Annotated in this window: 17 protein-coding genes; 8 read left to right on the plus strand and 9 right to left on the minus strand. The window is 66.1% G+C overall.

Annotated features, from left to right (window positions below; translation table 11 throughout):
* Nucleotides 1–6 precede the first annotated feature (6 nt).
* Nucleotides 7–399, plus strand: a complete 393-nt coding sequence (locus QXZ94_RS24380; protein ID WP_315722622.1) for an MAPEG family protein — start codon at nt 7–9, stop codon at nt 397–399.
* Nucleotides 400–567: 168 nt separating this feature from the next.
* On the opposite strand, the gene QXZ94_RS24385 is transcribed toward QXZ94_RS24380, so the two are convergent.
* The gene (locus tag QXZ94_RS24385) at nt 568–1,755 is read right to left on the minus strand and encodes an ABC transporter substrate-binding protein (RefSeq protein ID WP_315722625.1); all 1,188 of its coding nucleotides are present in this window, start codon (nt 1,753–1,755) and stop codon (nt 568–570) included.
* Nucleotides 1,756–2,074: 319 nt separating this feature from the next.
* Between QXZ94_RS24385 and QXZ94_RS24390 the strand changes: the two genes are divergently transcribed.
* From QXZ94_RS24390 to QXZ94_RS24410, 5 genes are all read left to right on the plus strand, one after another.
* Complete coding sequence (locus tag QXZ94_RS24390) at nt 2,075–3,625, plus strand: AMP-binding protein (RefSeq protein WP_315722627.1); 1,551 nt, start codon at nt 2,075–2,077, stop codon at nt 3,623–3,625.
* A gap of 103 nt (nt 3,626–3,728) precedes the next feature.
* Nucleotides 3,729–4,478 carry a CBS domain-containing protein gene (locus QXZ94_RS24395; RefSeq protein ID WP_315722629.1) on the plus strand — a complete coding sequence of 250 codons (750 nt, stop codon included), beginning with the start codon at nt 3,729–3,731 and terminating at the stop codon, nt 4,476–4,478.
* Nucleotides 4,479–4,490: 12 nt separating this feature from the next.
* Nucleotides 4,491–4,796 (plus strand): cytochrome c, encoded by a 306-nt coding sequence (locus QXZ94_RS24400; protein ID WP_315722631.1) that lies wholly within the window; start codon nt 4,491–4,493, stop codon nt 4,794–4,796.
* A 285-nt stretch (nt 4,797–5,081) separates the two neighbouring features.
* Nucleotides 5,082–6,464 (plus strand): PAS domain S-box protein, encoded by a 1,383-nt coding sequence (locus QXZ94_RS24405; RefSeq protein ID WP_315722633.1) that lies wholly within the window; start codon nt 5,082–5,084, stop codon nt 6,462–6,464.
* Complete coding sequence (locus QXZ94_RS24410) at nt 6,451–6,813, plus strand: response regulator (protein ID WP_315722635.1); 363 nt, start codon at nt 6,451–6,453, stop codon at nt 6,811–6,813. The genes QXZ94_RS24405 and QXZ94_RS24410 overlap by 14 nt, the downstream gene beginning before the upstream one ends.
* A 118-nt stretch (nt 6,814–6,931) precedes the next feature.
* Here QXZ94_RS24410 and QXZ94_RS24415 read toward each other — a convergent pair whose 3' ends face one another.
* The 4 genes from QXZ94_RS24415 to QXZ94_RS24430 all read right to left on the minus strand — a co-directional run bounded on the left by QXZ94_RS24415 (nt 6,932) and on the right by QXZ94_RS24430 (nt 13,287).
* On the minus strand, nt 6,932–8,899 hold the full coding sequence (locus QXZ94_RS24415; RefSeq protein ID WP_315722637.1) for an acetyl-CoA carboxylase biotin carboxylase subunit: 1,968 nt from the start codon (nt 8,897–8,899) through the stop codon (nt 6,932–6,934).
* Between the two features lie 14 nt (nt 8,900–8,913).
* Nucleotides 8,914–10,530: an acyl-CoA carboxylase subunit beta gene (locus QXZ94_RS24420; RefSeq protein WP_315722639.1), complete on the minus strand. Its 1,617-nt coding sequence runs from the start codon at nt 10,528–10,530 to the stop codon at nt 8,914–8,916.
* Nucleotides 10,531–10,703: 173 nt separating this feature from the next.
* Nucleotides 10,704–12,299, minus strand: a complete 1,596-nt coding sequence (locus tag QXZ94_RS24425; RefSeq protein WP_315726508.1) for an AMP-binding protein — start codon at nt 12,297–12,299, stop codon at nt 10,704–10,706.
* Between the two features lie 121 nt (nt 12,300–12,420).
* Complete coding sequence (locus QXZ94_RS24430; protein ID WP_315722641.1) at nt 12,421–13,287, minus strand: 3-keto-5-aminohexanoate cleavage protein; 867 nt, start codon at nt 13,285–13,287, stop codon at nt 12,421–12,423.
* Nucleotides 13,288–13,479: 192 nt separating this feature from the next.
* Here QXZ94_RS24430 and QXZ94_RS24435 point away from each other — a divergent pair, with 192 nt between their 5' ends.
* Entirely contained in the window at nt 13,480–16,062 is a 2,583-nt protein-coding gene (locus QXZ94_RS24435; RefSeq protein WP_315722644.1) for a cation-translocating P-type ATPase, read from the plus strand.
* Here QXZ94_RS24435 and QXZ94_RS24440 read toward each other — a convergent pair.
* The 4 genes from QXZ94_RS24440 to QXZ94_RS24455 form a co-directional block, all read right to left on the minus strand.
* The gene (locus tag QXZ94_RS24440) at nt 16,032–16,823 is read right to left on the minus strand and encodes a helix-turn-helix domain-containing protein (RefSeq protein WP_315722646.1); all 792 of its coding nucleotides are present in this window, start codon (nt 16,821–16,823) and stop codon (nt 16,032–16,034) included. The two genes, QXZ94_RS24435 and QXZ94_RS24440, sit on opposite strands and share 31 nt — an antisense overlap.
* A gap of 218 nt (nt 16,824–17,041) precedes the next feature.
* The gene (locus tag QXZ94_RS24445) at nt 17,042–17,695 is read right to left on the minus strand and encodes a glutathione S-transferase family protein (protein WP_315722648.1); all 654 of its coding nucleotides are present in this window, start codon (nt 17,693–17,695) and stop codon (nt 17,042–17,044) included.
* Nucleotides 17,695–18,864 (minus strand): acyl-CoA dehydrogenase family protein, encoded by a 1,170-nt coding sequence (locus tag QXZ94_RS24450; protein WP_315722650.1) that lies wholly within the window; start codon nt 18,862–18,864, stop codon nt 17,695–17,697. The genes QXZ94_RS24445 and QXZ94_RS24450 overlap by 1 nt, the downstream gene beginning before the upstream one ends.
* A gap of 215 nt (nt 18,865–19,079) precedes the next feature.
* Nucleotides 19,080–20,219 (minus strand): acyl-CoA dehydrogenase family protein, encoded by a 1,140-nt coding sequence (locus tag QXZ94_RS24455; RefSeq protein WP_315722652.1) that lies wholly within the window; start codon nt 20,217–20,219, stop codon nt 19,080–19,082.
* Nucleotides 20,220–20,509: 290 nt separating this feature from the next.
* Here QXZ94_RS24455 and QXZ94_RS24460 point away from each other — a divergent pair, with 290 nt between their 5' ends.
* Nucleotides 20,510–21,742, plus strand: coding sequence for an ABC transporter substrate-binding protein (locus QXZ94_RS24460; RefSeq protein WP_315722654.1), 1,233 nt, complete (start codon nt 20,510–20,512; stop codon nt 21,740–21,742).
* Nucleotides 21,743–22,010: the final 268 nt, after the last annotated feature.

The raw sequence follows: 22,010 nt of genomic DNA on the forward strand, positions 1-22,010 counted from the left end.
TTGCGCATGTATCACTTCACCGCACTGGTCACCGTGCTCGCGCTCATGCTGTATTTCTACATCGCGGTCCGCGTCGCGCAGGCGCGCGCCAGGTACGGCGTCAAGGCGCCGGCCGTCACCGGCAACCTCGATTTCGAGCGCACCTATCGGGTGCAGGTGAACACGCTGGAATGGCTGCCGATCTTCCTGCCGGCGCTGTGGCTGTTCGCGGTCTATGTCAGCGACGCGATTGCCGCGCTGATCGGGCTGGTCTGGATCGCCGGCCGCGCGATGTACATGGTGTCCTATGCCAAGGCCGCGGAGAAGCGCGGCCCCGGCTTCGGCGTGCAGGCGCTCGCCGCGTCCACCCTGCTGGTGGGCGCACTGATCGCGATCCTGTGGCGACTCTTGCACGGCTGACCGCTCCGCGCTCCGCCGTCGTCCCGGCCTCCGAGCCGGGACCCATAGCCACCGGCAGGTGTTGGGTGCACAATTGACGCTACGCAGCGTGCCACAAGATGGATCACGCGGTATGGGTCCCGGCGCGAGGCCGGGACGACACCTGTTGTATGGCGCCGTATCGCGCGATCACTTCGTCAGCGGACAGCCGCTCTCCTTGGGCGTGAAGAACGCCTTGTCGCCCGGCACCGTAGCGAGCTGCTTGTAGTAGTCCCACGGCTTCTTCGATTCCGAGGGCTTCTTGACCTCGAACAGATACATGTCGTGGACCATGCGGCCGTTGGCGAGCACCTTGCCTTGCGCGAAAGCGTCGTCGACCGGCAGCTCCTTCAGCTTGGCCGCGACGGCATCGGAGTCCTTGGTGCCGGCAGCCTTGACCGCCTTCAGATAGGACAGCGTCGCCGAATAGGTGCCGGCGTGGATCATGCTGGGCATGCGCCCGGTGCGCTTCATGAAGCGCTCGCTGAAGGCGCGGGTCTTGTCGTCGTGATCCCAGTAGAACCCCTCGGTCAGCACCAGGCCCTGGGCCGCCTCGAGCCCGAGGCCGTGCACCTCCGACAGGGTCATGAGCAGACCGGCGAGCTTCTGTCCGCCCTTGACGATGCCGAACTCCGCCGCCTGCTTGATCGAGTTGGTGGTGTCGAGGCCGGCATTGGCGAGCCCGATGATCTTGGCCTTCGAGCTCTGCGCCTGCAGCAGGAAGGAGGAGAAATCGGACGAGTTGAGCGGAATGCGCACCGAGCCCAGCACCTTGCCGCCCTTCGATGTCACGATGTCGCTGGTGTCCTTTTCCAGCGCGTAGCCGAAGGCGTAGTCGGCGGTCATGAAGAACCAGGTGTCGCCGCCGGCTTCCACCAGCGCGCCGCCGGTGCCGACCGCCAGCGCGCGGGTGTCGTAGGCCCAGTGGAAGCCATAGGGCGTGCAGGCATCGCCGGTGATGCGCGAGGTCGCCGCGCCGACGACGATGTCGATCTTCTTCTTTTCCTTCGACAGCTCCTGGATCGCGAGCGCGACCGACGAGGTCGTCAGCTCCGTGATCATGTCGACACCCTCGGTGTCGTACCAGCGCCGCGCGATCGTGGAGGCGAGGTCCGGCTTGTTCTGGTGGTCGGCCGTGACCAGCTCGACCTTCTGTCCCAGCACCTCGCCGCCGAAATCCTCCACCGCCATCTTGGCGGCCTCGACCGAATATTTGCCGCCATAATCGGCATAGACGCCGGACTGGTCGTTGAGGATGCCGATCTTGACCTGTGCCGACGCCGGCGCCGCCGTGAGCAGCGCACCAGCAGCAGCAACAGCCAGCAAGCCCGATTTCATGTGGTCTCTCCCAGAGTTTCTTCGTTGTGACGCGTCATTCGGTTGGAATGCCGGGGTCATGTTATGCCAGAACCCCGGCCGCGCCCATCCCTTCCCGCCTCGGCCAATGGGCTGAGAGGCGTGTTGAGAGCACCGGGTTCCTCCGCTACATTCGCGGTCAAGCAACAAAGAGCCGTCCCGCGGGGACGGCGTGCGTGGCAGGAAGCAGCCTGAGGGCGTGACGCGGCAGCATCCGCGGCGCGTCGTCGTGTCGAGGCGCCATCGTCGGCGCCGCTCCGCCATCGCGCGCCCTGCGGCCGGCGCTCGACGGGGAGGACACATGTACACCGGCAAGCACGCAAGGCTGCGCCCATTGCAGCCCGCCTTCATCATGGCCTCCACCGGCGAGGCCGTGACCTATCGCGAGTTGGAGGCGCGCTCGAACCGGCTGGCGCATCTGTTCCGCCGGCACGGCCTGAAGCGGCTCGACCACTATTCGATCTTCATGGAGAACAACAGCCGCTATCTCGAAGCCTGCGGCGCCGGCGAGCGCTCCGGGCTCTATTTCACCTGCGTGAACTCCTATCTGACGCCGGGCGAGCTCGCCTATATCCTCAACAACAGCCAATCCCGGCTGCTGATCACCTCGGTCGCCAAGCTCGACGTCGCGCGCGAGGCGCTGAAGCAGGCGCCCGGCATCGAGCTCTGCATCGTCGCCGATGGTCCGGGCGAGAACGATCATATCGTCGGCCTCGCCGAGCTGACGGCGGGTCTGCCAGTGACCCCGATCGCCGACGAGAGCGTCGGCACGGCGATGCTGTACTCCTCCGGCACCACGGGCCGGCCGAAGGGCATCCTGCGGCCACTGCCCGAGCAGCCGCCGGTGCAGCAACTGCCGATCTTCGACTTCCTCGAGAAGCTGTGGCGCTATCGCGAGGGCATGATCTATCTGTCGCCGGCGCCGCTCTATCACTCGGCACCGCAGGCCGCCGTCAACCTCACCATCCGGACAGGCGGCACGGCGATCATCATGGAGACGTTCGATCCCGAGCGCTATCTCCAGCTCGTCGAGCAATGGGGTATCACTCACACCCAGCTGGTGCCGACGATGTTCTCGCGCATGCTGAAGCTGCCGGAGGACGTTCGCTCCCGCTACGACCTCTCCTCGCTGGAGGTCGCGATCCATGCCGCCGCGCCTTGCCCGGCACAGGTCAAGGAGGACATGATCAAATGGTGGGGGCCGATCATCCACGAATATTACGGCGCCACCGAAGGGCTCGGCTTCACCGCCTGCGACAGTGAGCAGTGGCTCGCGCATCGCGGCACCGTCGGCAAGGTGCTGTTCGGCGACCTGCACATCCTCGATGAGACCATGCAGCCTTGTCCGACCGGCACCGCCGGCACGGTGTGGTTCAAGACCGGTTCGCCATTCGAGTACTTCAACGATCCCGAGCGCACCAGGGAGGCGCGCTCCGCCGACGGCAGCATGAGCACTGTCGGCGACGTCGGCTACGTCGATGCCGACGGCTATCTCTACCTCACCGACCGCGCCACCTTCATGATCATCTCCGGCGGCGTGAACATCTACCCGCAGGAATGCGAGAACCTGCTGATCACCCATCCCAAGGTCGCCGATGCCGCCGTGTTCGGCGTGCCCAATCCGGATCTCGGCGAGGAGGTGAAGGCCGTGATCCAGCCGATGTCGGGCATCATGCCGGGCCCCGAGCTGGAGGAGGAGCTGATCGCATTCTGCCGCCAGTCGTTGTCACGGCAGAAGGTGCCGCGCTCGATCGACTTCGAGAAGGAGCTGCCGCGGCTGCCGACCGGCAAGCTCTACAAGCGGCTGCTGCGCGATCGCTACTGGGGCAACAAGACCTCGCGCATCGTGTAGGCGCCGGGCGCAGGCGCAAAGCGTTGATCCTGGTCAAGCCCGGGGCGAGCGGCAGAGCTATCCTCTGTCGATTGCGACCGCAGCGATTTCGCGAGACCACGCCATGCGCGCTCATCAAATCATGACACGATCGGTGATCACCGTGACGCCCGGAACTCCAGTGGCCGAGGCGGCGCGGATCATGCTGCGCAACCACATCGGCGGGCTGCCGGTGGTCGACGCCTCCGGTCGGCTCGTCGGCATGGTCACCGACGGCGATTTCCTGCGCCGGGCCGAGCTCGGCACCGAGCGCCGGCAAGGCCGCTGGCTCGACCTCCTGGTGGGCCGCGGCCGCATCGCCGCCGACTTCGTCCATTCCCACGGCCGGACTGTCGGCGACATCATGAGCCGGCCACCAATAACTGTTGGCGCCGATGCCAGCCTGACCGAGATCGCCGGGATCATGGAGAAGCACAACATCAAGCGCCTGCCGGTCGTGAGCGGCGATCGGCTGGCCGGCATGGTGACGCACACGGATTTCGTTCAGACGGTGGCCGATCTGGCGACCGCCGTGCCCGGCCCCACCCCCGACGATGACGGGCTGCGTAGCGCCATCCTCGATTCGCTCGATCAGGCTGCCTGCAAGCATTGCCGCTTCAACGTCGTCGTCCGCAACGGTATCGCGCACCTGACCGGCGCGGTGCGCAACGAGAAGGAGCGGGCCACGGCGATCCTGGCCGCCAAGAGCGTGCAGGGCGTCAGGGACGTCCGCGACCACATGTGGGTCTACCCGCCGCCTGAGGAGGAGTTCGGCGGCGGCGACATCGTCTCGCTGCAGGACCAGCCGTCGACCGACGACGACCAGCCGCTGTGAGGAGTGCAGCATTTGCGCCGTGCCATCGCATTTTCGATGTTGCTGCCGCTGCTGATCGCCGCGCCGGCGGCGGCGGAGGATCTCGCCCACGGGCGCCGGCTCGCTGAGCGCTGGTGCGCCGCCTGCCACATAGTGGCCGCCGAGCCGAGCAAGTTCCGCCGCGCCCGTCCGTTCGTTGCCATTGCAGCCAGGGAGAGCGTGACGAAGGACATGCTGGTCCAGTTCCTCCAGCTTCCCCACGCGACGATGGCGAACAACCCGCTGAGCGCAACCGATGCGGCGGACATTGCTTCCTATATCCTCAGCCTGAGGAAGTAGGTGCGCGGAGCATCGAGCGTCGGATCGGGCCGGGACCTCACCGCCAATTCAGCCGGATCCGTTGGAACAAAACTGTCAGGTTCGCGTTGTGTGTACTCGCCGCCGTGGGCTGGAGCACGTCGCGTGACCACGCATGGTCCGCTGATGGCAGGGCCCCCTGTCCTCGTTGCCGGAAAAACCAACAACAAGCAGCGATCGAGATAGCCCTTGCATTCGTACACAAACAAGTTGGTAATCGGGTGCGCGGCGTCTTCTCTGCCGCCCCGTTAGCAAGGAGCCTGCGACGTGCACGGAATGCCCGGCGCCTCCCCCGCCCTACGCCCGGCCGATGACGACACGGCCTATCTGGCCGCGATCGTCGCGTCCGCGGCCGACGCGATCCTGAGCACGACCCCCGACGGCGTGATCCGCAGCTGGAATGCGGCCTGCGAGCGGATGCTGGGTTTCACCGCAGCCGAAATGATCGGCCGGACGGTCTACGACATCATTCCCCCCGAGCTGGCGGAGGATGCACGCACCATTCGCGCCCGAGTCAGCCAGGGAGAATCGCTCGAAAGCTTCGAAACGGTCCGGCTGACCAAGCAGGGCCGGCCGATCGAGGTCTCCATCACCTTCTCGCCGATTCGCGGTGCCCAGGATGCGATCATCGGAATCTCGGCCGTCATCCGCGACGTCACCGTCACCAAGCAGGCCGAGCGTGGCGCCGCAATGCTCGCCGCCATCGTCGCCTCCTCGTCCGACGGCGTTGTCAGCAAGACGCTGGACGGCACGATCACCAGCTGGAACAAGAGCGCCCAGCGCATCTTCGGCTTTTCTGAAGACGAGATGATCAACCGGTCGATCCGCACCATCATTCCGCCGGAGCGTCAGGTCGAGGAGGACCGGATCCTCGCGACCGTGGTCTCCGGCGAGATCATCGACAATTTCGAGACCGTTCGCCTGCGCAAGGATGGCGCGCTGATCGACGTGTCGGTGACGGTCTCGCCGGTCCGCGATTCCACCGGCCGCATCATCGGCGCCTCCAAGATCGTGCGTGACATCACCGACAAGCGCCAGACGAGGGAGCAGTTGCGCACCCTGCTGGCCGAGGTTAACCACCGCAGCAAGAACCTGCTGTCGCTGGTGCAGGCGATCGCGCGGCAGATGACCCGGCATGGCCGGCAGCTCGACCTCGGCCGCTTCCTGGAGCGCCTGCAGGCGATCGCGAGCAATCAGGATCTGCTGATCCAGAACGACTGGCGCTTCATTCCGCTCGATGGCCTCGTCCGCTCGCAGCTCGGCGCGTTCAGCGACCTGATCGGCGACCGCATCACGGTCGATGGTCCACCGATCGAGCTGACGCCCGAGGCGGCGCAATCCATCGGCATGGCGGTGCACGAGCTCGCCACCAACGCTGCCAAATATGGCGCGCTGTCGAACGACGACGGACGGATCGCCATCCGCTGGACACGCATCGACGACAGCTTCGACATGACCTGGAGCGAACGCGGCGGACCGGAGGTCTCGCCCCCCGAGCACATCGGATTCGGCAGCCGCGTCATCTCCGACATGGTGCGTGCCGGCCTGGATGGAACGGTCGAGGTCCAGTTCCTGCCGACCGGACTTTGCTGGCACCTCAGGTGCCCCCTGCAACGTCTCAGCCGCGATCGTACCCATGCACGGCGGTGAACAGACTCACGTCCTGATCGTCGAGGACGATCCGATGATCGGCTTCGATCTCGCGGTCGAGCTGGAGGCCGCAGGCTTCGTCGTCATCGGTGTGGCGCCGACGGTCGACAAGGCGCTGTATCTGTTGGAACGGCACCATTGCGACCTGGCCGTCCTGGACGTCAATCTCGGCCAGGAGACATCGGCGCCGATCGCCCGCGCCCTCATCGCCGCCGACGTGCCCTTCGTCGCCGTCACCGGCTATTCCGTCGATCAGTGCCCGGAAGAATTCGCCGCCGCACCGCTGCTGTCGAAGCCGTTTCAGACCTCGCGGCTGGTGGCGGCGTTGAAGCGGCAATTGCCGCGGTGAGACACGCGATGCCTGAGCGTCGCTGAGAGCATCGGGGCGAGGTGCAGGCCGCAGGATGTGGCGCTCACAGGCGTCGCGAAGGGCCAGATCAATTTTGCTGCAGATCCCGCTGCAACACTCAGCTCGCAATCACCCCCGCGATTTCCACCACGATCCGTCCCGTTGTCACCTGGTCGCCCTCGGCGACCTCGATCGCGGCGACCGTCCCGGCAATCCCGGACGTATGAACGTGCTCCATCTTCATCGCTTCGAGCGTCAGCACCGGCTGTCCCGCCGCGACCTCATCGCCCGGCTTGACCAGCACCGCGACCACGCGACCGTTCAACGCCGCGCGTACCTTGCCGTCGCCTCCGGCCGCCGCCGTGGACTGCGGCCGGGCCAGCGTCAGGTCATGGATTTGCAGCGTCTGGCCGCGGTGCTGCACGAACAGCCGATCGCCGTCGCGAGCGAAGCGCGCGCTCTCCAGGATGCCGGCCAGACGAACGCGAACGGTGTCCGCCGCGAGCGAAACGATCTCGCAGCGATGCTCCGCGCCGTCCTGCGTCACGCGAAAGGTTCCGTCGCGCTCACGCAGGAGCTCGCACTCCCGGATCTCGCCGCCGATCTCGAAACGGAGCGGCGTTGCAAAGGCCGCCGCCAGCGAGCGGCCGCTGCGGACCGGGTGAGCGAGCGGATGGCTCACGGAAAGCAGCAGAGCGGCGAGCGCCACGGTCGACGATTCGACGCCCGGCGCGCGCAACTCGTCGCGATGCGCGGCGATGAAGGCGGTGGTCGCCTTGCCGGCAGCGAAAGCCGGATGGCGCAGACAGGACGTGAGGAAAGACCGGTTGGTCGTCACACCCAGCGCGATGGCCTGCTCCAGTCCCGCGATCAGCCTTGCGCGGGACTCCTCGCGGGTCCTGCCATGGCTGATGAGCTTGGCGATCATCGAATCGTAGTCAGGCGGAATCTCTGCGCCGGATTCCAGCGCATGCTCGACACGGAGCGCTTCCGGCATCTGCCACAGCGCCATTCGTCCCGATTGCGGCATGAAATCGTGGTCGGCATCCTCGGAGCACAGTCGGACTTCGATGGCATGCCCGACGAAGCCGATCTCCTCCTGGCGCAGCGGCAGCGGCTCGCCGGCAGCGACGCGCAATTGCCACTCGACGAGGTCGAGACCGGTGAGCGCCTCGGTCACGGGATGCTCGACCTGCAGCCTGGTGTTCATCTCCATGAAGTAGAACTGGCCGTCGCCGTCGAGCAGGAACTCCAGCGTGCCGGCACCTTCGTAGCCGAGCGCCTTGATCGCCTGAACCGCCACCGCGCCCATGCGCGCGCGCAGCTCCGGACCAACCGCTGGTGACGGCGCCTCCTCGATAAGCTTCTGATGTCGCCGCTGCACCGAGCAGTCGCGCTCGCCGAGATGAACGGCGTTGCCATGGCTGTCGCCGAACACCTGAATCTCGATGTGACGCGGGTTGGCAATCGCCTTCTCCAGGATGACGGTGCCGTCGCCGAACGCCGCAGCAGCCTCCGAGCGCGCACTGCGCAGCAGATCCGGAAACGCCTCCGCATCGCGCACGAGCCGCATGCCGCGGCCACCGCCACCGGCGACCGCCTTGATCATCACGGGAAAGCCGATGCGCCGGGCCTCGCGCAGCATCGCCTCGTCACCCTGGTCCTCGCCCTGATAGCCGGGCACGCAGGGCACGCCGGCACATTGCATGATCGTCTTGGCGCCCGCCTTGTTGCCCATCGCCTGGATCGCCTCGGGCGATGGTCCGATGAAGACGAGACCGGCGTCCGTGCAGGCCCGCGCGAAATCCTCGTTCTCGGCGAGAAAGCCGTAACCGGGATGCACGGCATCCGCGCCCGTGGCCTTGGCTGCGGCAATGATTGCCAGGATGTTCAGATAGGACTGGGCTGGCGGCGGCGCGCCGATGCGGACGGCCTGATCGGCGAGTCGGACATGCGGCGCGTCAGCGTCGGCGTCGGAATAGACCGCCACCACGCCATGACCCAGCCGGCGCGCCGTGCGCATGACGCGCAACGCGATCTCGCCGCGGTTGGCGATCAGCACCTTGTGGAACGGCCTGCGCGACATCGTCTGCTCCCCGCTCATGGCCGGGCCACCGAGAATTGCATGCGCTGCGGCTCGCGCGCTTCCGCCTCGCGGCAGACCGCCAGCACCTCCGAGAGCACGGCCCGGGTGTCGCGCGGATCGATCACGCCGTCGTCGAGCACGCGCGCCGACGTCGCGAACACGTCCATCTGGCTGTCGAACACGCCGATGATCTGCGCCTTCATGGCCTCCAGCTTCTCCCGCTCCACCGGCTTGCCGCGGCGCGCGGCGGCAGCTTCCGTCACGATCGCCATCGTCTCGGCCGCCTGCTCGCCGCCCATCACGGCCGTCTTGGCATTGGGCCATGAGAAGCAGAAGCGCGGATGGAAGCCGCGGCCGCACATGCCGTAATTGCCGGCGCCGAACGATGCTCCGCAGTAGATCGTGATCTGCGGCACGGTCGCCGAGGTCACGGCCTGGATCATCTTGGAGCCGTGCTTGATCATGCCGGCCTCTTCGTAAGCGCGGCCGACCATGTAGCCGGTGGTGTTGTTGAGATACAGGATCGGCGTGCGGCTCTGGCAGCAGGCCTGGATGAAGTGCGTCGCCTTGTTGGCCCCGGCCGGATCGAGCGGGCCGTTGTTGGTGACGATGCCGATCGCCTGGCCTTCGATGCGGGCATGGCCGCACACCGTCGCGGGGCCGTAGTTCGGCGACATCTCGACGAAGTCGCTGTCGTCGACGATGCGGGCGATGATCTGGCGCATGTCGACGGGGCGCTTGTGGTCGAGCGGCATGATGCCGAGCAGCTCCTCCTGGCCGTAGCGCGGCGGCTTTGCCGTTGACGCGTCGTGCGACGGCCGGTCCCAATTCAGCTTGCCCATGATCTCGCGCGCAATGCGCAAGCCATCGCGATCGTCCTCGGCGAGGTAGTCGCCAAGTCCGGAGATCGAAGTGTGCATCTCGGCGCCACCGAGCTCCTCCTCGGTCGCGATCTCGCCGGTCGCGGCCTTGAGCAGCGGCGGTCCGGCCAGGAACGCGCGGGTCCGGCCGCGCACCATGACGATGTAGTCGGACAGGCCGGTCTGATAGGCGCCGCCTGCGGTCGAGGAGCCGTGCGTCACGGTGACGACCGGGAGGCCCGCCGCGGACAACCGCGCCAGATTGCGGAAGATGTTGCCGCCGCGGACGAAATCCTCGACGCGATAGCGCAGGAGATTGGCACCGGCGCTCTCGACCAGCTGTACGTAAGGCAGCCTGTTCTCCAACGCCAGTTCCTGCACGCGCAGGGTCTTGTCCAGGCCATAGGGCTGCAGCGCGCCGGCATCGATGGCCGCATCGTTCGCCGAGACCATGCAGCGCACGCCAGCGACGAAGCCGATGCCGGCGATGACGCCGCCGCCCGGCACGCTCTTGGCCGCATCGGGCGTGTCGAACATGTAGCCTGCGAGCGTCGACAGCTCCAGGAACGGCGCGCCGGGATCGAGCACCAGCGCCACGCGCTCGCGCGGCAGCAGCTGGCCGCGCTGGTGGAAGCGATCCTTGGCGGCCGCCGAGGCATTGCGCGTCCGCGCCTCGAGATCGCGCATCCGCGCGATCAGACCCAGCATGCCGTCACGGTTGGCCTGGAAGGCGGCCCCGGTCGGAGAGATGGTGTTGTCGATGATGGCCACGAAGCGAGTTCTCTCTTTTGCCCGTCATTCCGGGGCGCGCGGCTTGTCCGCCGTAGCTCGAAGAGCGAAGATGGAAGCGCGAGCCCGGAATCCATACTCCCGATGGTGGTTATGGATTCCGGGCCTAGCCCTTCTGGCCATCCCGGAATGACGGCGGAAGTCGTTGATACAGCTCACGCACTCTTCGCGAAGTGCTCGCCATAGGCCTGGCGCAGCTCGACCTTGCGCAGCTTGCCGGTGGCGGTCATCGGCATCTCCTCGAGCACCCGCACCAGCTTCGGCACCTGGAAGCCGCCGAGCGACTTGCGGCAATGCTCCAACAGCTCGCTCTCGCTCGCTTGCGCGCCGGGCTTGAGCTTGACGAAGGCCGACACCGCCTCGCCCCATTGCGGGTGCGGCAGGCCGACGACGGCGGCATTCTGCACCGCCGGATGTGCCAGCAAAGTTTCTTCGATCTTGACCGAGGCGACGTTCTCGCCGCCGGACTTGATCATGTCCTTCTTGCGGTCGAGGAACAGCACCTCGCCCTGGTCGATCATGGCGAGATCGCCGGTGTGGTGCCAGCCGAACTTGCGCGCATCCTCGGTCGATTTCGAGTCCTTGTAGTAGCCCATCATCACGTTGGGCCCGCGATGCACCAGCTCGCCGATCTCGCCCGGCGGCAGCAGGTTGCCGGAATCGTCCATGATGGCGGTCTCGTTGACGAACAGCGACTCGCCCCAGTAATTGCCGAACCGGTTGAGCTGCACCTCGGGCCGCGACATCGTCGTCGCCGGATACATCTCGGTCTGGCCGCTGGTCAGCACGAAGTTCGGGCACAGCTCCCTGATGGCGCGCTCCAGCAGCGGACGGCTCATCGGCGCCATCGTGTAGAGACAGGTGCGCAAGTGGGAGAGATCGAACTCCTTGCGCCGGGGATGATCGAGGATCGCCTGGTACATCAGCGGCAGGCCGACGAACACGGTGAGACGATCGCGCACGATCGCCTCCATGCAGGCGACGGGATCGAAGCCCCGCATCAGCGCCATGCGGCCGCCGACCGAGAGATAGCTCAGGAGCAGCACATGCCCGGCGCAGTGAAACAGCGGGAACTGCCCGGTGATGCCGTCGTCACGCGACAACTGCATCTCGATGCAGTTGCTCATCACGGCCATGACCACGGCGAGATGGCAATGCATCGCGCCTTTCGGCCGCGACGTCGTGCCGGAGGTGTAGATGATCATCGCGAGATCGCGATCGTTGATCTCGATCTCCGGTTCGATGTCTGACTGATTCTGGATCAGATCGTTGAAGCTCGCGAGCCCGGCAGCTTTCGCGTTACCGGTGAGATCGACCGCGATCAGCTCGACGCCACGCTGCTCCAGCGCCGCGCGCCGCTCCGGCTGGGCGTGGAGATTATCGTCGATGAGCGCGAAGCGGACCTCGGCATGACCGAGGATGTAGTCCATATCGGCCGGGCCGAGCATGGTATTGATCGGCACCCAGACGAGGCCGGCGCGGTGGATGCCGAACAGCGCTTTGACGAACTCGATCGAGTTGTTGCAGACCGTGGAGATTGTCTCGCCGGGCTTGAGTCCCTTGGCGACGAGATAATTCGCGAACCGGTTGGCATCGCGCTCCAGCTCGGTGAAGGTCACCTGCCGGCCGCCATCGGTGATCGCGACGCGATCCGGAAAGCGCCGCGCCGCGCGCTTCAAGAGATCGCCGATCGCGACCCGGCCGATCCGTCCTGGCCCGGCTACGCCGCCGGTGGCGTTGAGGTTGGTCATCTTCATCCTCTTGCTCGTCATTCCGGGGCGCGACGCAGTCGCGAACCCGGAATCCAGAGATTGTCTCGCGAGATTCCGGGTTCGCGCGGACGCGCGCCCCGGAATGACGAAGGCTGAACGTTCAGTTCACTGTCCCAAACATCTGCCGCGCCTCGGCCGGGCTCGCGATCTCGCGGCCCGCACGTCTTGCGCACGCTGCGATGGCTTCGATCAACTGGCCGTTCGAGGTCACCTTGGCGCCGTCGCCGAGATAGAACGTGTCCTCGAGACCCGTGCGCAGATGACCGCCGAGCTCGGCGCAGCGCTGGTGCAGCGGCCAGATCTCGGCGCGGCCGATTCCCGTGACCTGCCAATGCGCCTCGGGCAGCTTCAGCTTCAGCAGGATCGGCAGCAGCTCGGGATCGGCCGGCATGCCGGATGCCACGCCCATTACGAAATTGTATTCGAGCGGACCGGAATACATCCCGGTCTGCCGGTACATGCCGACGCAGCGCACGATGCCGACGTCGAAGCACTCGAACTCCGGGATCGTGTTCACGTCCTTCATGACGGCGAGATAATCCCCGATCTTCTCGACCGAGTTGTCGAACATCATCGGCGGCCAGGCCCAGCTGTTGTCGGCCTTGACCTTCAGGTAGTTCAGCGAGCCGGCATTGCAGGCGGCGATCTCCGGTCGCGTCTCCCGGATGCAATCCAGCGCCCCCTGATAGTTCGGCCCTGAGACGCCCGACGTATGATTGATGATCACACCAGGACACGCCTCGCGGATCGCCTGCTGGATCTCGCGCGAGACGTTCACGTCCCAGGACGGCAGGTGCCCCTTGCCCGGCGCCTGCTGGCGCAGATGGATGTGCATGATCGCAGCGCCGGCGTCGTAGGCGCGGCGCGCCTCGCGCGCCATCTCCTCCGGCGTGACCGGCACGTGGTGCTGCCTGGGATCGGTGAGCACGCCGTTCAGCGCGCAGGTGATGACGGCTTTGTCGCTCATGGCACTCGTTCGGTAGGGCTCGCGCGCAGGCGGCGCTGTGCAGATCTGCGTCACTATGATGACGTCACGGCACAATCTGCTTGCGTTGACTCGCTGGTCGAACCGGCGCACTTCCCTTATTGCTTTGCGTCAAGCCCGCAATCGGCGATCGACGCTAAGCGGTTCCTGTCCGCCCTCCTCACCGAGCGTGCAATGCCAATCGACACACAACCCGCGCCGTTCATTGCAGACGGGCTGAACGCAGCAGAAGCGGCCCGGCGTCTCCAGGCCGAGGGTTTCAACGAGCTGCCACAGACCGGCACACGGTCGATCCTGCGACTGATCGCCGACGTGCTGAAGGAGCCGATGCTGCTTCTGCTGCTGACCGGCGCGGGCATCTATCTCGCGCTCGGCGACACGGCCGAGGCGGTTCTGCTCGGGGTCTTCGCTTCCGCCTCGGTGCTCATCACCATCGTGCAGGAGGCGCGCACCGAGCGCGTGCTGGAATCGCTGCGCGATCTGTCCAGCCCGCGCGCGCTCGTGATCCGCGACGGCGAGCGCGTCCGCATCGCCGGCCGCGAGGTGGTGCGCGGCGACCTGATCGTGCTGGCCGAGGGCGACCGCGTCGCCGCCGACGCAATGCTGCGGCAATGCGACGATCTGCTGACGGATGAATCCTTGCTGACGGGAGAATCCGTGCCTGTGCGCAAGCGGCCGGCCGCGGGCGAAGCCATGGACGCGACGGCCGCGGCCGGCGGCGACGACCTGCCCTTCGTGTTCTCCGGCAGCCTGGTGGTGCGCGGCGGCGGCGTCGCCGAGGTGATGGCGACGGGGCCGCGCACAGCGATCGGCAGGATCGGCCAGTCGGTGAGCACGCTGGAGACGGAGACGCCCCGCCTCCGACAGCAGACGCGGCGTCTCGTCATGGCGTCTGCGATTGGCGGCGCCATCGTGGTGGCGATCACGGTTGTGCTCTACGCGCTGTATCGCGGCGGCTGGCTGGAAGGGTTGCTGGCCGGCATTGCGCTGGGCATGTCGATGCTCCCCGAGGAATTCCCGGTCGTGCTGACAGTGTTTCTCGCGATGGGCGCCTGGCGCATCTCGCAGGCGCGCGTGCTGACGCGGCGGGCGGCCGCGATCGAATCGCTCGGCGCCGCCACCGTGCTGTGCACCGACAAGACCGGCACCCTGACGCAGAACCGCATGATGGTGGCGCGGCTGGTGCATCCCGATGGCGCGGTGCTGCGACCTGGGACGGACTCGTCCGATGCGGTGACGGCCGAGTTCCGCGATCTCGTCGCGACCGCCGTGCGGGCCTGCGACCCGCAGTCGCACGACCCGATGGAGAAGGCGCTGCAAGCCCTCGACACGGACGCAACCGCCGGCGCCGCCTTGCAGCGGCGCTACGGGCTGCGGCCCGATCTGCTCGTGATGACCAATGTCTGGTCGCGCGACGGCGTCCCCATGGTCGCGGCCAAGGGCGCGCCGGAAGCGATTGCAGCGCTGTGCGGCCTCGGCGGCACCGAGCTGATCGAGCTGCAGGCGCGCATCGAAACGCTCGCCGCCGAGGGCCTGCGCGTGCTCGGCGTCGCCGAGGCGCGCTGGAGCGGCGGCGCGCTTCCTGAGACTCAGCAGGGCTTCGCCTTCACCTTCTGCGGTCTCGTCGGCTTCGCCGATCCGCTCCGCGCGGAGGTGCCGAGTGCCGTTGCGGAATGCCGCTCGGCCGGCATCCGCGTGCTCATGATCACCGGCGACTATCCGGCGACGGCGGCTGCGATCGCACGGCAGGCGGGGCTTGATCCCGAGCAAATCATCACCGGCGCCGAGCTACTCGATCTCGACGACGACGCGCTGGCGCGGGCGGCCCGCACGCCGACGGCGTTCGCCCGGATCATGCCGGAGCAGAAGCTCCGCATCGTCTCGGCGCTGAAGGCCGATGGCGAGATCGTCGCGATGACCGGCGACGGCGTCAACGATGCGCCGTCGCTGAAGGCGGCGCATATCGGCATCGCGATGGGCGGCCGCGGCACCGACGTCGCGCGCGAGGCGGCCGCAATCGTGCTGCTCGACGATGATTTCGGCTCGATCGTGAAGGCGATCCGGCTGGGCCGGCGCATCTACGACAATCTGCGCAAGGCGATGAGCTTCATCCTCGCGGTCCACTTCCCGATCGCCGGCCTCGCTTTGCTGCCGCTCGTCACCGGCCTGCCGCTGCTGCTGGGCCCGGTGCACATCGCCTTCCTGGAGATGATCATCGATCCCGTCTGCTCGCTGGTGTTCGAGGCGGAGACCGAGGAGGACGACGTGATGCGGCGGCGACCGCGCGATCCCTTGGAGCCGCTGCTGCCGCGCCCGCTGGTGCTGTGGGGCGCGCTGCAGGGTCTTCTCGCGATCATCACCACCGGCGGCGTGCTGCTGCTGGCGCATGGCAACGGCATGCCCGATGACGAATTGCGCGCGCTGGTGTTCTTCACCCTGGTGTCGGTGATCGTCAGCCTGATCTTCGTCAACCGCTCGTTCTCGAGCTCGCTGCGCGACGCGCTGCTGCGGCCGAACCGCGTGCTGCTATCGGTGATCGCGATCGTCGTCGCGGTGCTCGCGACCAGCCTGACCGTGCCGCCGGTCGCGGCGCTGTTCAAGTTCGGGCCGCTGCACGCCGACGATCTCGCGCTGACCGCAGGTGCTGCGATCAGCACGCTGATCGTGCTGGAGCTGTCCAAATTCCCGCTGCGCGCCGCGCTGACACGGCGCCCAGCCGGAGGGACTCAGGTCAACGCCGCCTCGCCGGCGCGATAGATCGCCAGATCGCGCGAACCGGAAAAGATCGCGCGCGGCTTCAGGCCGTAGAAGCGGCGGATCGAATGGCTGAAATGCGTGGAATCGGGATAGCCGATGTCCTGCGCGAGATGCGCCAGGTTGAGATCCTGGTTGGCGTAGTTCAAGAGATGCCGGGCGCGCTTCCAGGCGCGGAACGAGCGGAAGGAGATGTCGGTCTCCTCCTTGAACAGATGCAGGAAGCGCGAGGTCGACAGCCCGACGGCAGCGGCGCAGCTCTCGGCGGTGGCGGGCTCGCCGGAGAAGCGGCTGATCAGGCCGATCGCCTTGACCACCCGCGGATCGAGCGTCCGCTGCGGCAGCACTTCGCCGAAGCAGAGCCGGTCGAACACGGCGCTGGTGACGTCGCCGCTGAGCGGCCGCTGCACCAGTTCCTCATAGGCGGCGCGGATGCGGCAGGCGAAGGCCTCGGCCTCGCGCGTGACCTTGGCCGCGAAGCGATCCAGCGTGCCGATCGGCACGCTCTCCGGCTCCATCGTGACGACGATGACGGTGCGGTAGTCGCTCTCGATCGTGTGCTGCTTGTTCGGCGGCACCACCAGCAGCTCGCCGCACCGCGCCTCGCCGCCCTCGGGCAGCAGCCGCAGGCTCCCGGTCAGCGCGACGTAAATGTGCAGCGCGCCCGAGCAGCGCTGGCGCGGTCGGCCGAGCAGCCCGGCGTAGAACACACGCTCGGGCGTGATCAGCATGAGATGGCCGGAATCCCGGCGGGAAACATCCATGGTCTTCCTCCTGAGGCGCGACTCTGCCGGCCGCTTCTTTGGAGGAGAACCATAGCGCAATTCGCGCCGCTGTCATCGGCGACGACTGCCGATTTTTGTCGCGGTTAATCACGACAGCATAAATGAGTTGTCATTCCGGGATGGTCCGAAGGACCAGACCCGGAATCTCGAGATTCCGGGTTCGATGCTGCGCATCGCCCCGGAATGACGTGCGCAACTCACGGCCTGACGCGCGGCTTGATGCCCTGCTCTTCACCAGCACGCTGCTCGGCCGCGCGTGCCCGCTTGTAGCCGTCGCGCTGCTGCAGACGCGCCCAATAGGCCGCCACATTGGGCCCAAAATCCTTGGCGAGGTGGAGCGTGTCCGCCAGGCGCAACGCGTAGCCGATCACGATGTCCGCCGCGGTGAAACGGCCGCACAGAAACTCGGCATTCCCAGTCGCTGCCTCCACGGCGCGCAGCCGGCCCAGAAACCATTTGGCATAGTCCGTCGCGACCTGGGGTGAGCGCCGTTCCTCAGGCTCGAGCTGCGTGTATCGCAATACCAGCGTCTGCGGGAACGTCAGCGTGGCATCGGAGAAATACATCCAGTTCAGGAACGCGCCGTAATCTTTCTCCTCGGGTCCGACCATCAGCGGCGTCGGGCCGTGCTTGATGCCGAGATAGTGACAGATGCCCGAGGACTCCGTCATCTTGGTCTCGCCATCGACCATGAACGGGATCGTCCCGAGCGGATTGATCGCCAGATATTCCTTCGCCAGCACCCGAGGCGGGAACGGCAGCATCTTCAATTCGTAGTTGGCTTCGAGCTCCTCCAGCATCCACAGCGGGCGGAATGAGCGGGCGCCGTCGCAATGATACAGCGTGATCATCAGGCGTTCCCCGCCTTGGTCATGCCCGGCAAGGTGCCCATCATCTTGCACAGGATGGTCAGCATCACCTCGTCGGCGCCGCCGCCGATCGAGCTCAGCCGCGAGTCACGATAGGCGCGGCTGACCGGCGTCTCGTTCATGAAGCCCATGCCGCCCCAATATTGCAGGCAGGCGTCTGTGAGCTCGCGCCCCAACCGGCCGGTCTTCAGCTTCACCATGGTCGCGAGCCGCGTGACGTCCTCGCCGGCGACCAGCGCCTCGGCGGCCTGATAGGTCAGCGCGCGCAGCAGCTCGACCTCGGTCTGCAGCTCGGCGAGGCGGAAGTGGACGACCTGGTTGTCGAGGATCGAGCGGCCGAACGCCTTGCGATTTCGCGTGTACTCGATGGTCGCGTTGATGATCGCCTCGTGCGCCTTCAGGCAGGCGGCGCCGGCCCACAGCCGCTCCTCCTGGAACTGCATCATCTGATAGGTGAAGCCCATCCCCTCCTCGCCGACGCGGTTGCGCTTGGGCACCCGGACATTGTCGAAGAAGATCTGCGCGGTATCCGACGAGCGCATGCCCATCTTGTCGAGCTTGCGCGCGACCTGCACGCCCTTGCTCTTCATCGGCACGCAGATCAGCGACTTGTTGCGATGAACCGGGCCGTCGCTGGTGTTGGCGAGCAGGCAGATGAAATCCGCCTGCGTGCCGTTGGTGATCCACATCTTGCCGCCATTGATGACGTAGTCGTCGCCATCGGAGCGCGCCTGGGTCTTGATCGAGGCGACGTCGGAGCCGGCGCCGGGCTCGGAGACGCCGATGCAGGCGACGTAGTCGCCGGCAATCGCCGGCGCCAGAAATTCCTTACGCACCTCGTCGGAGCCGAAGCGCGCCAGCGCCGGCGTCGCCATGTCGGTCTGCACGCCGATCGCCATCGGAATGGCGCCGCAATTGATGGCGCCGAGCTCCTCCGCCATCATCAGCGCATAGGAATAGTCCAGCCCCTGGCCGCCGAACTCGACCGGCTTGTTGAGGCCGAGAAAGCCGAGGTCGCCGAGCTTCTTGAACAGCTCATGCGCCGGAAAGATGCCGGCCTCCTCCCACTCGTCGACATGGGGATTGATCTCGGCGGCGATGAACTTCTGCAGGATGCGGCGCGGTTCGTCATGATCGGCGGTGAAGAGCATGTTTCATTCCCTGTCATTCCGGAGCGGTCGCTTGAGCATCCGACCCGGACGTTCGCTGATGCTTGTTGATTGCGGCACGATCGTCATTCCGGGGCAAGGCCGCAGGCCTTGAACCCGGAATCCCGAGCTTGTCTGGCGCTCGTATCCCACAACCTCGAGATTCCGGGTTCAGCCCTGCGGGCTGCCCCGGAATGACGTGCGCTTGAGAGCGCCCATCACAATCCCATCTGTCGGCTGGCCAGATCCTTCATGATCTCCTCGGTGCCGCCGCCGATGGCATTGACCTTGACCTCGCGATAGATGCGTTCCACGCGCACGCCGCGCATGAAGCCTGCACCGCCAAAGATCTGCACCGCCTCGGAGGCACAATACGCCATGGTCTGCGTCGCCTGGTTCTTCATCATGCAGATCTCGGCCACGGGATTATCGCCCTGTTCGAGCCGCCACGCCAGCATCTCCAGCATCGCCTGGGAGGCCGCGACGCGCTGCGCCATATCGACCAGCTTGTGCCGGATGACCTGGTGCTGCGCCAAGGGCTTGCCGAAGGTCTGGCGCTCCCGGGCATAGGCAATGGCATCGTCGAGGCAGACGCGCGCGAACGCCGTGCAGCTCGCCGCCATGCCCATCCGCTCGCTGTTGAAATTATGCATGATCAGCTTGAAGCCCTGCCCCTCCTCGCCGATCAGGTTCTCGACCGGCACACGGCAGTTGTCGAAATGCAGGGTCGCAGTATCCGATGCCCACCAGCCCATCTTGTTGAGCTTGGTGCGCGTCAGCCCCGGCGTGTCGCCGGGAATGAGTAGCAGGCTGACACCCGCCGGCCCTGGTCCGCCGGTCCGCACGGCGACGGTGATGTAATCCGCGCGCATGCCGGAGGTGATGAAGGTCTTCTGGCCGCTGACGACGTAGTGATCGCCGTCGCGGACGGCCTTGGTGCGGAGATTGGCGACATCCGAGCCGCCGCTCGGCTCGGTGATGGCGAGCGCCGAGATCTTTCGCCCGGAGAGAATCTCGGGCAGCACCCGCGCCTTCACCTCCGGCCGTGCCGCGCGGGCGATCGGCGGCGCACCGATGCTGTGGCTCATCAGGCTGGCGCTGACGCCGCCGGCACCGGCCCGCGCCAGCTCCTGCGACGATACGATCTTCATGAACTGATCGGCCGCCACACCACCGAACTCTTCGGGAAAACCCAGCCCGAGCAGGCCGATGTCGGCCGCCTTCGCATACAGCGCGCGGGGAAACTCGCCGGCCTCGTCCCACGCGCTCGCAAACGGCGCGATCTCCTTGTCGACGAAGCGCCTCACGACGTCGCGGAAGGCCTCGTGCTCGGCCGTGTAGAACGGGCTTTTCGTCATGGCGTACCGCGAGAATCCTGCTTCTTGCGCCGACGAAGATGCGCCCGAAACGATGGTATCAACTTGCGTCGAGTGGCTGGCCGGCGAAATCACATGCAGGCGCCGCGGACGGCGTCCGTTGCTTCCCGGACCAGCGTCTGGACGCAAGACAGTGCATTGCACACATCTGCCCACTCGCACCCAATGCGCGGTCATCCAAGTCCGCCGCTGTCACAGCGCCGAGCAAACGGTCGAGGACAGTTCAAGACAAAACGGCAATCACAAGAATCAAACCAGAGGAAGCCCAGGGAATGTTGCCGATGACGACCAGGACTCTGCTGTCTTTCGCGGCCGCCGCCGCATTCTCCGTTTTGGCGAGCCAGAGCGCGCTTGCCCAGAAGAAATACGACACGGGCGCCAGCGATACCGAGATTAGAATCGGCAATGTCGAGGCCTATAGCGGCCCCGCCTCGGCCTACGGCATCATCGGCAAGACCGAGGAGGCCTATTTCAAGATGATCAACGACCAGGGCGGCGTGAACGGCCGCAAGATCAACTTCATCTCCTATGACGACGGCTACAGCCCGCCCAAGACGGTCGAGCAGGTGCGCAAGCTGATCGAGAGCGACGAGGTGTTCCTGGTGTTCAACGCGCTGGGCACGCCGACCCAGACCGCCGTGCAGAAATATCACAATTCCAAGAAGGTGCCGCAGCTGTTCCTCGCCACCGGCGCCAGCAAGTGGAACGACCCGAAGGAATTCCCGTGGACGATGGGCTTCCAGCCCAGCTACCGCGTCGAGGCGCGGATCTTCGCCAAGTACATTCTGAAGGAGAAGCCGAACGCCAAGATCGCGATCTTCTATGCCAATGACGATTTCGGCAAGGACTACGTCATCGGCATCAAGGACGTGCTTGGCGACAAGGCCAAGACCATGATTGTCGCCGAGGAGAGCTACGAGACCACCGAGCCGTCGATCGACTCGCATATCGTCAAGCTCAAGGGCACCGGCGCCGACGTGTTCGTCAACATTTCGACGCCGAAATTCGCGGCCCAGGCGATCAAGAAGATCGCCGAGCTGGAATGGAAGCCGATGCATCTGATGACGGACGTCTCGATCTCGATCGGCGCCGTGATGAAGCCGGCCGGGCTCGAGGCGTCCGAGGGCGTGCTGTCGGCCGGCTATCTCAAGGATCCGTCGGACCCGCAGTGGAAGGACGACGAGGGCATGAAGAAGTTCATGGCCTTCATCGACAAGTACATGCCGGGCGCCAACATCTCCGACGCCAACCTCGCCTATGGCTATGCCGCGGCGCAGACCATGGTGCAGACCCTGAAGCAGTGCGGCGACACTCTCACCCGCGAAAACGTCATGAAGCAGGCCGCCAGCCTGAAGGATTTCGCGCCGGATACCCTGATCCCCGGCATCAAGGTCAACACCGGCCCGAACGACTTCGCCCCGATCGAGCAGCTCAAGATGATGCAGTTCAAGGGCGGCAAGTGGGATCTGTTCGGGGACATCATCAGCGCGGATGTCGGGGGGTAGGCGGGAGGCGGCGCAGCGCCGCCTCTCCCGCATCAAGAGGTGGCCTCGCCAGATCATTCCGCGGCGAGGTCATAAGCTCCAGAGACGGTACGCTCCCTCTCCCCGTTCTTCACGGGGAGAGGGTCGGGGTGAGGGGCAGCCACACGGGAAGTCTTCGTTGTGAGAAGCGAGGATAGATCTGGCTTGCATCCGCAAGATGCCATTCATTTCGAGATGAGACTTTGCATGCACCGCCCGTGCGGCTGCCCCTCACCCCAGCCCTCTCCCC

This window comes from Bradyrhizobium sp. SZCCHNS2022, assembly GCF_032377575.1.
GTDB classification, from domain to species: Bacteria; Pseudomonadota; Alphaproteobacteria; order Rhizobiales; family Xanthobacteraceae; genus Bradyrhizobium; species Bradyrhizobium aeschynomenes.

Excerpts from the sequence above, each read along its gene's own strand:
- QXZ94_RS24380 (WP_315722622.1), top strand. The coding sequence starts at position 7 with ATGTATCACTTCACCGCACTGGTCACCGTGCTCGCGCTCATGCTGTAT.
- QXZ94_RS24385 (WP_315722625.1), bottom strand. The coding sequence starts at position 1,755 with ATGAAATCGGGCTTGCTGGCTGTTGCTGCTGCTGGTGCGCTGCTCACG.
- QXZ94_RS24390 (WP_315722627.1), top strand. The coding sequence starts at position 2,075 with ATGTACACCGGCAAGCACGCAAGGCTGCGCCCATTGCAGCCCGCCTTC.
- QXZ94_RS24395 (WP_315722629.1), top strand. The coding sequence starts at position 3,729 with ATGCGCGCTCATCAAATCATGACACGATCGGTGATCACCGTGACGCCC.
- QXZ94_RS24410 (WP_315722635.1), top strand. The coding sequence starts at position 6,451 with ATGCACGGCGGTGAACAGACTCACGTCCTGATCGTCGAGGACGATCCG.
- QXZ94_RS24415 (WP_315722637.1), bottom strand. The coding sequence starts at position 8,899 with ATGTCGCGCAGGCCGTTCCACAAGGTGCTGATCGCCAACCGCGGCGAG.
- QXZ94_RS24425 (WP_315726508.1), bottom strand. The coding sequence starts at position 12,299 with ATGACCAACCTCAACGCCACCGGCGGCGTAGCCGGGCCAGGACGGATC.
- QXZ94_RS24430 (WP_315722641.1), bottom strand. The coding sequence starts at position 13,287 with ATGAGCGACAAAGCCGTCATCACCTGCGCGCTGAACGGCGTGCTCACC.
- QXZ94_RS24435 (WP_315722644.1), top strand. The coding sequence starts at position 13,480 with ATGCCAATCGACACACAACCCGCGCCGTTCATTGCAGACGGGCTGAAC.
- QXZ94_RS24440 (WP_315722646.1), bottom strand. The coding sequence starts at position 16,823 with ATGGATGTTTCCCGCCGGGATTCCGGCCATCTCATGCTGATCACGCCC.
- QXZ94_RS24445 (WP_315722648.1), bottom strand. The coding sequence starts at position 17,695 with ATGATCACGCTGTATCATTGCGACGGCGCCCGCTCATTCCGCCCGCTG.
- QXZ94_RS24450 (WP_315722650.1), bottom strand. The coding sequence starts at position 18,864 with ATGCTCTTCACCGCCGATCATGACGAACCGCGCCGCATCCTGCAGAAG.
- QXZ94_RS24455 (WP_315722652.1), bottom strand. The coding sequence starts at position 20,219 with ATGACGAAAAGCCCGTTCTACACGGCCGAGCACGAGGCCTTCCGCGAC.
- QXZ94_RS24460 (WP_315722654.1), top strand. The coding sequence starts at position 20,510 with ATGTTGCCGATGACGACCAGGACTCTGCTGTCTTTCGCGGCCGCCGCC.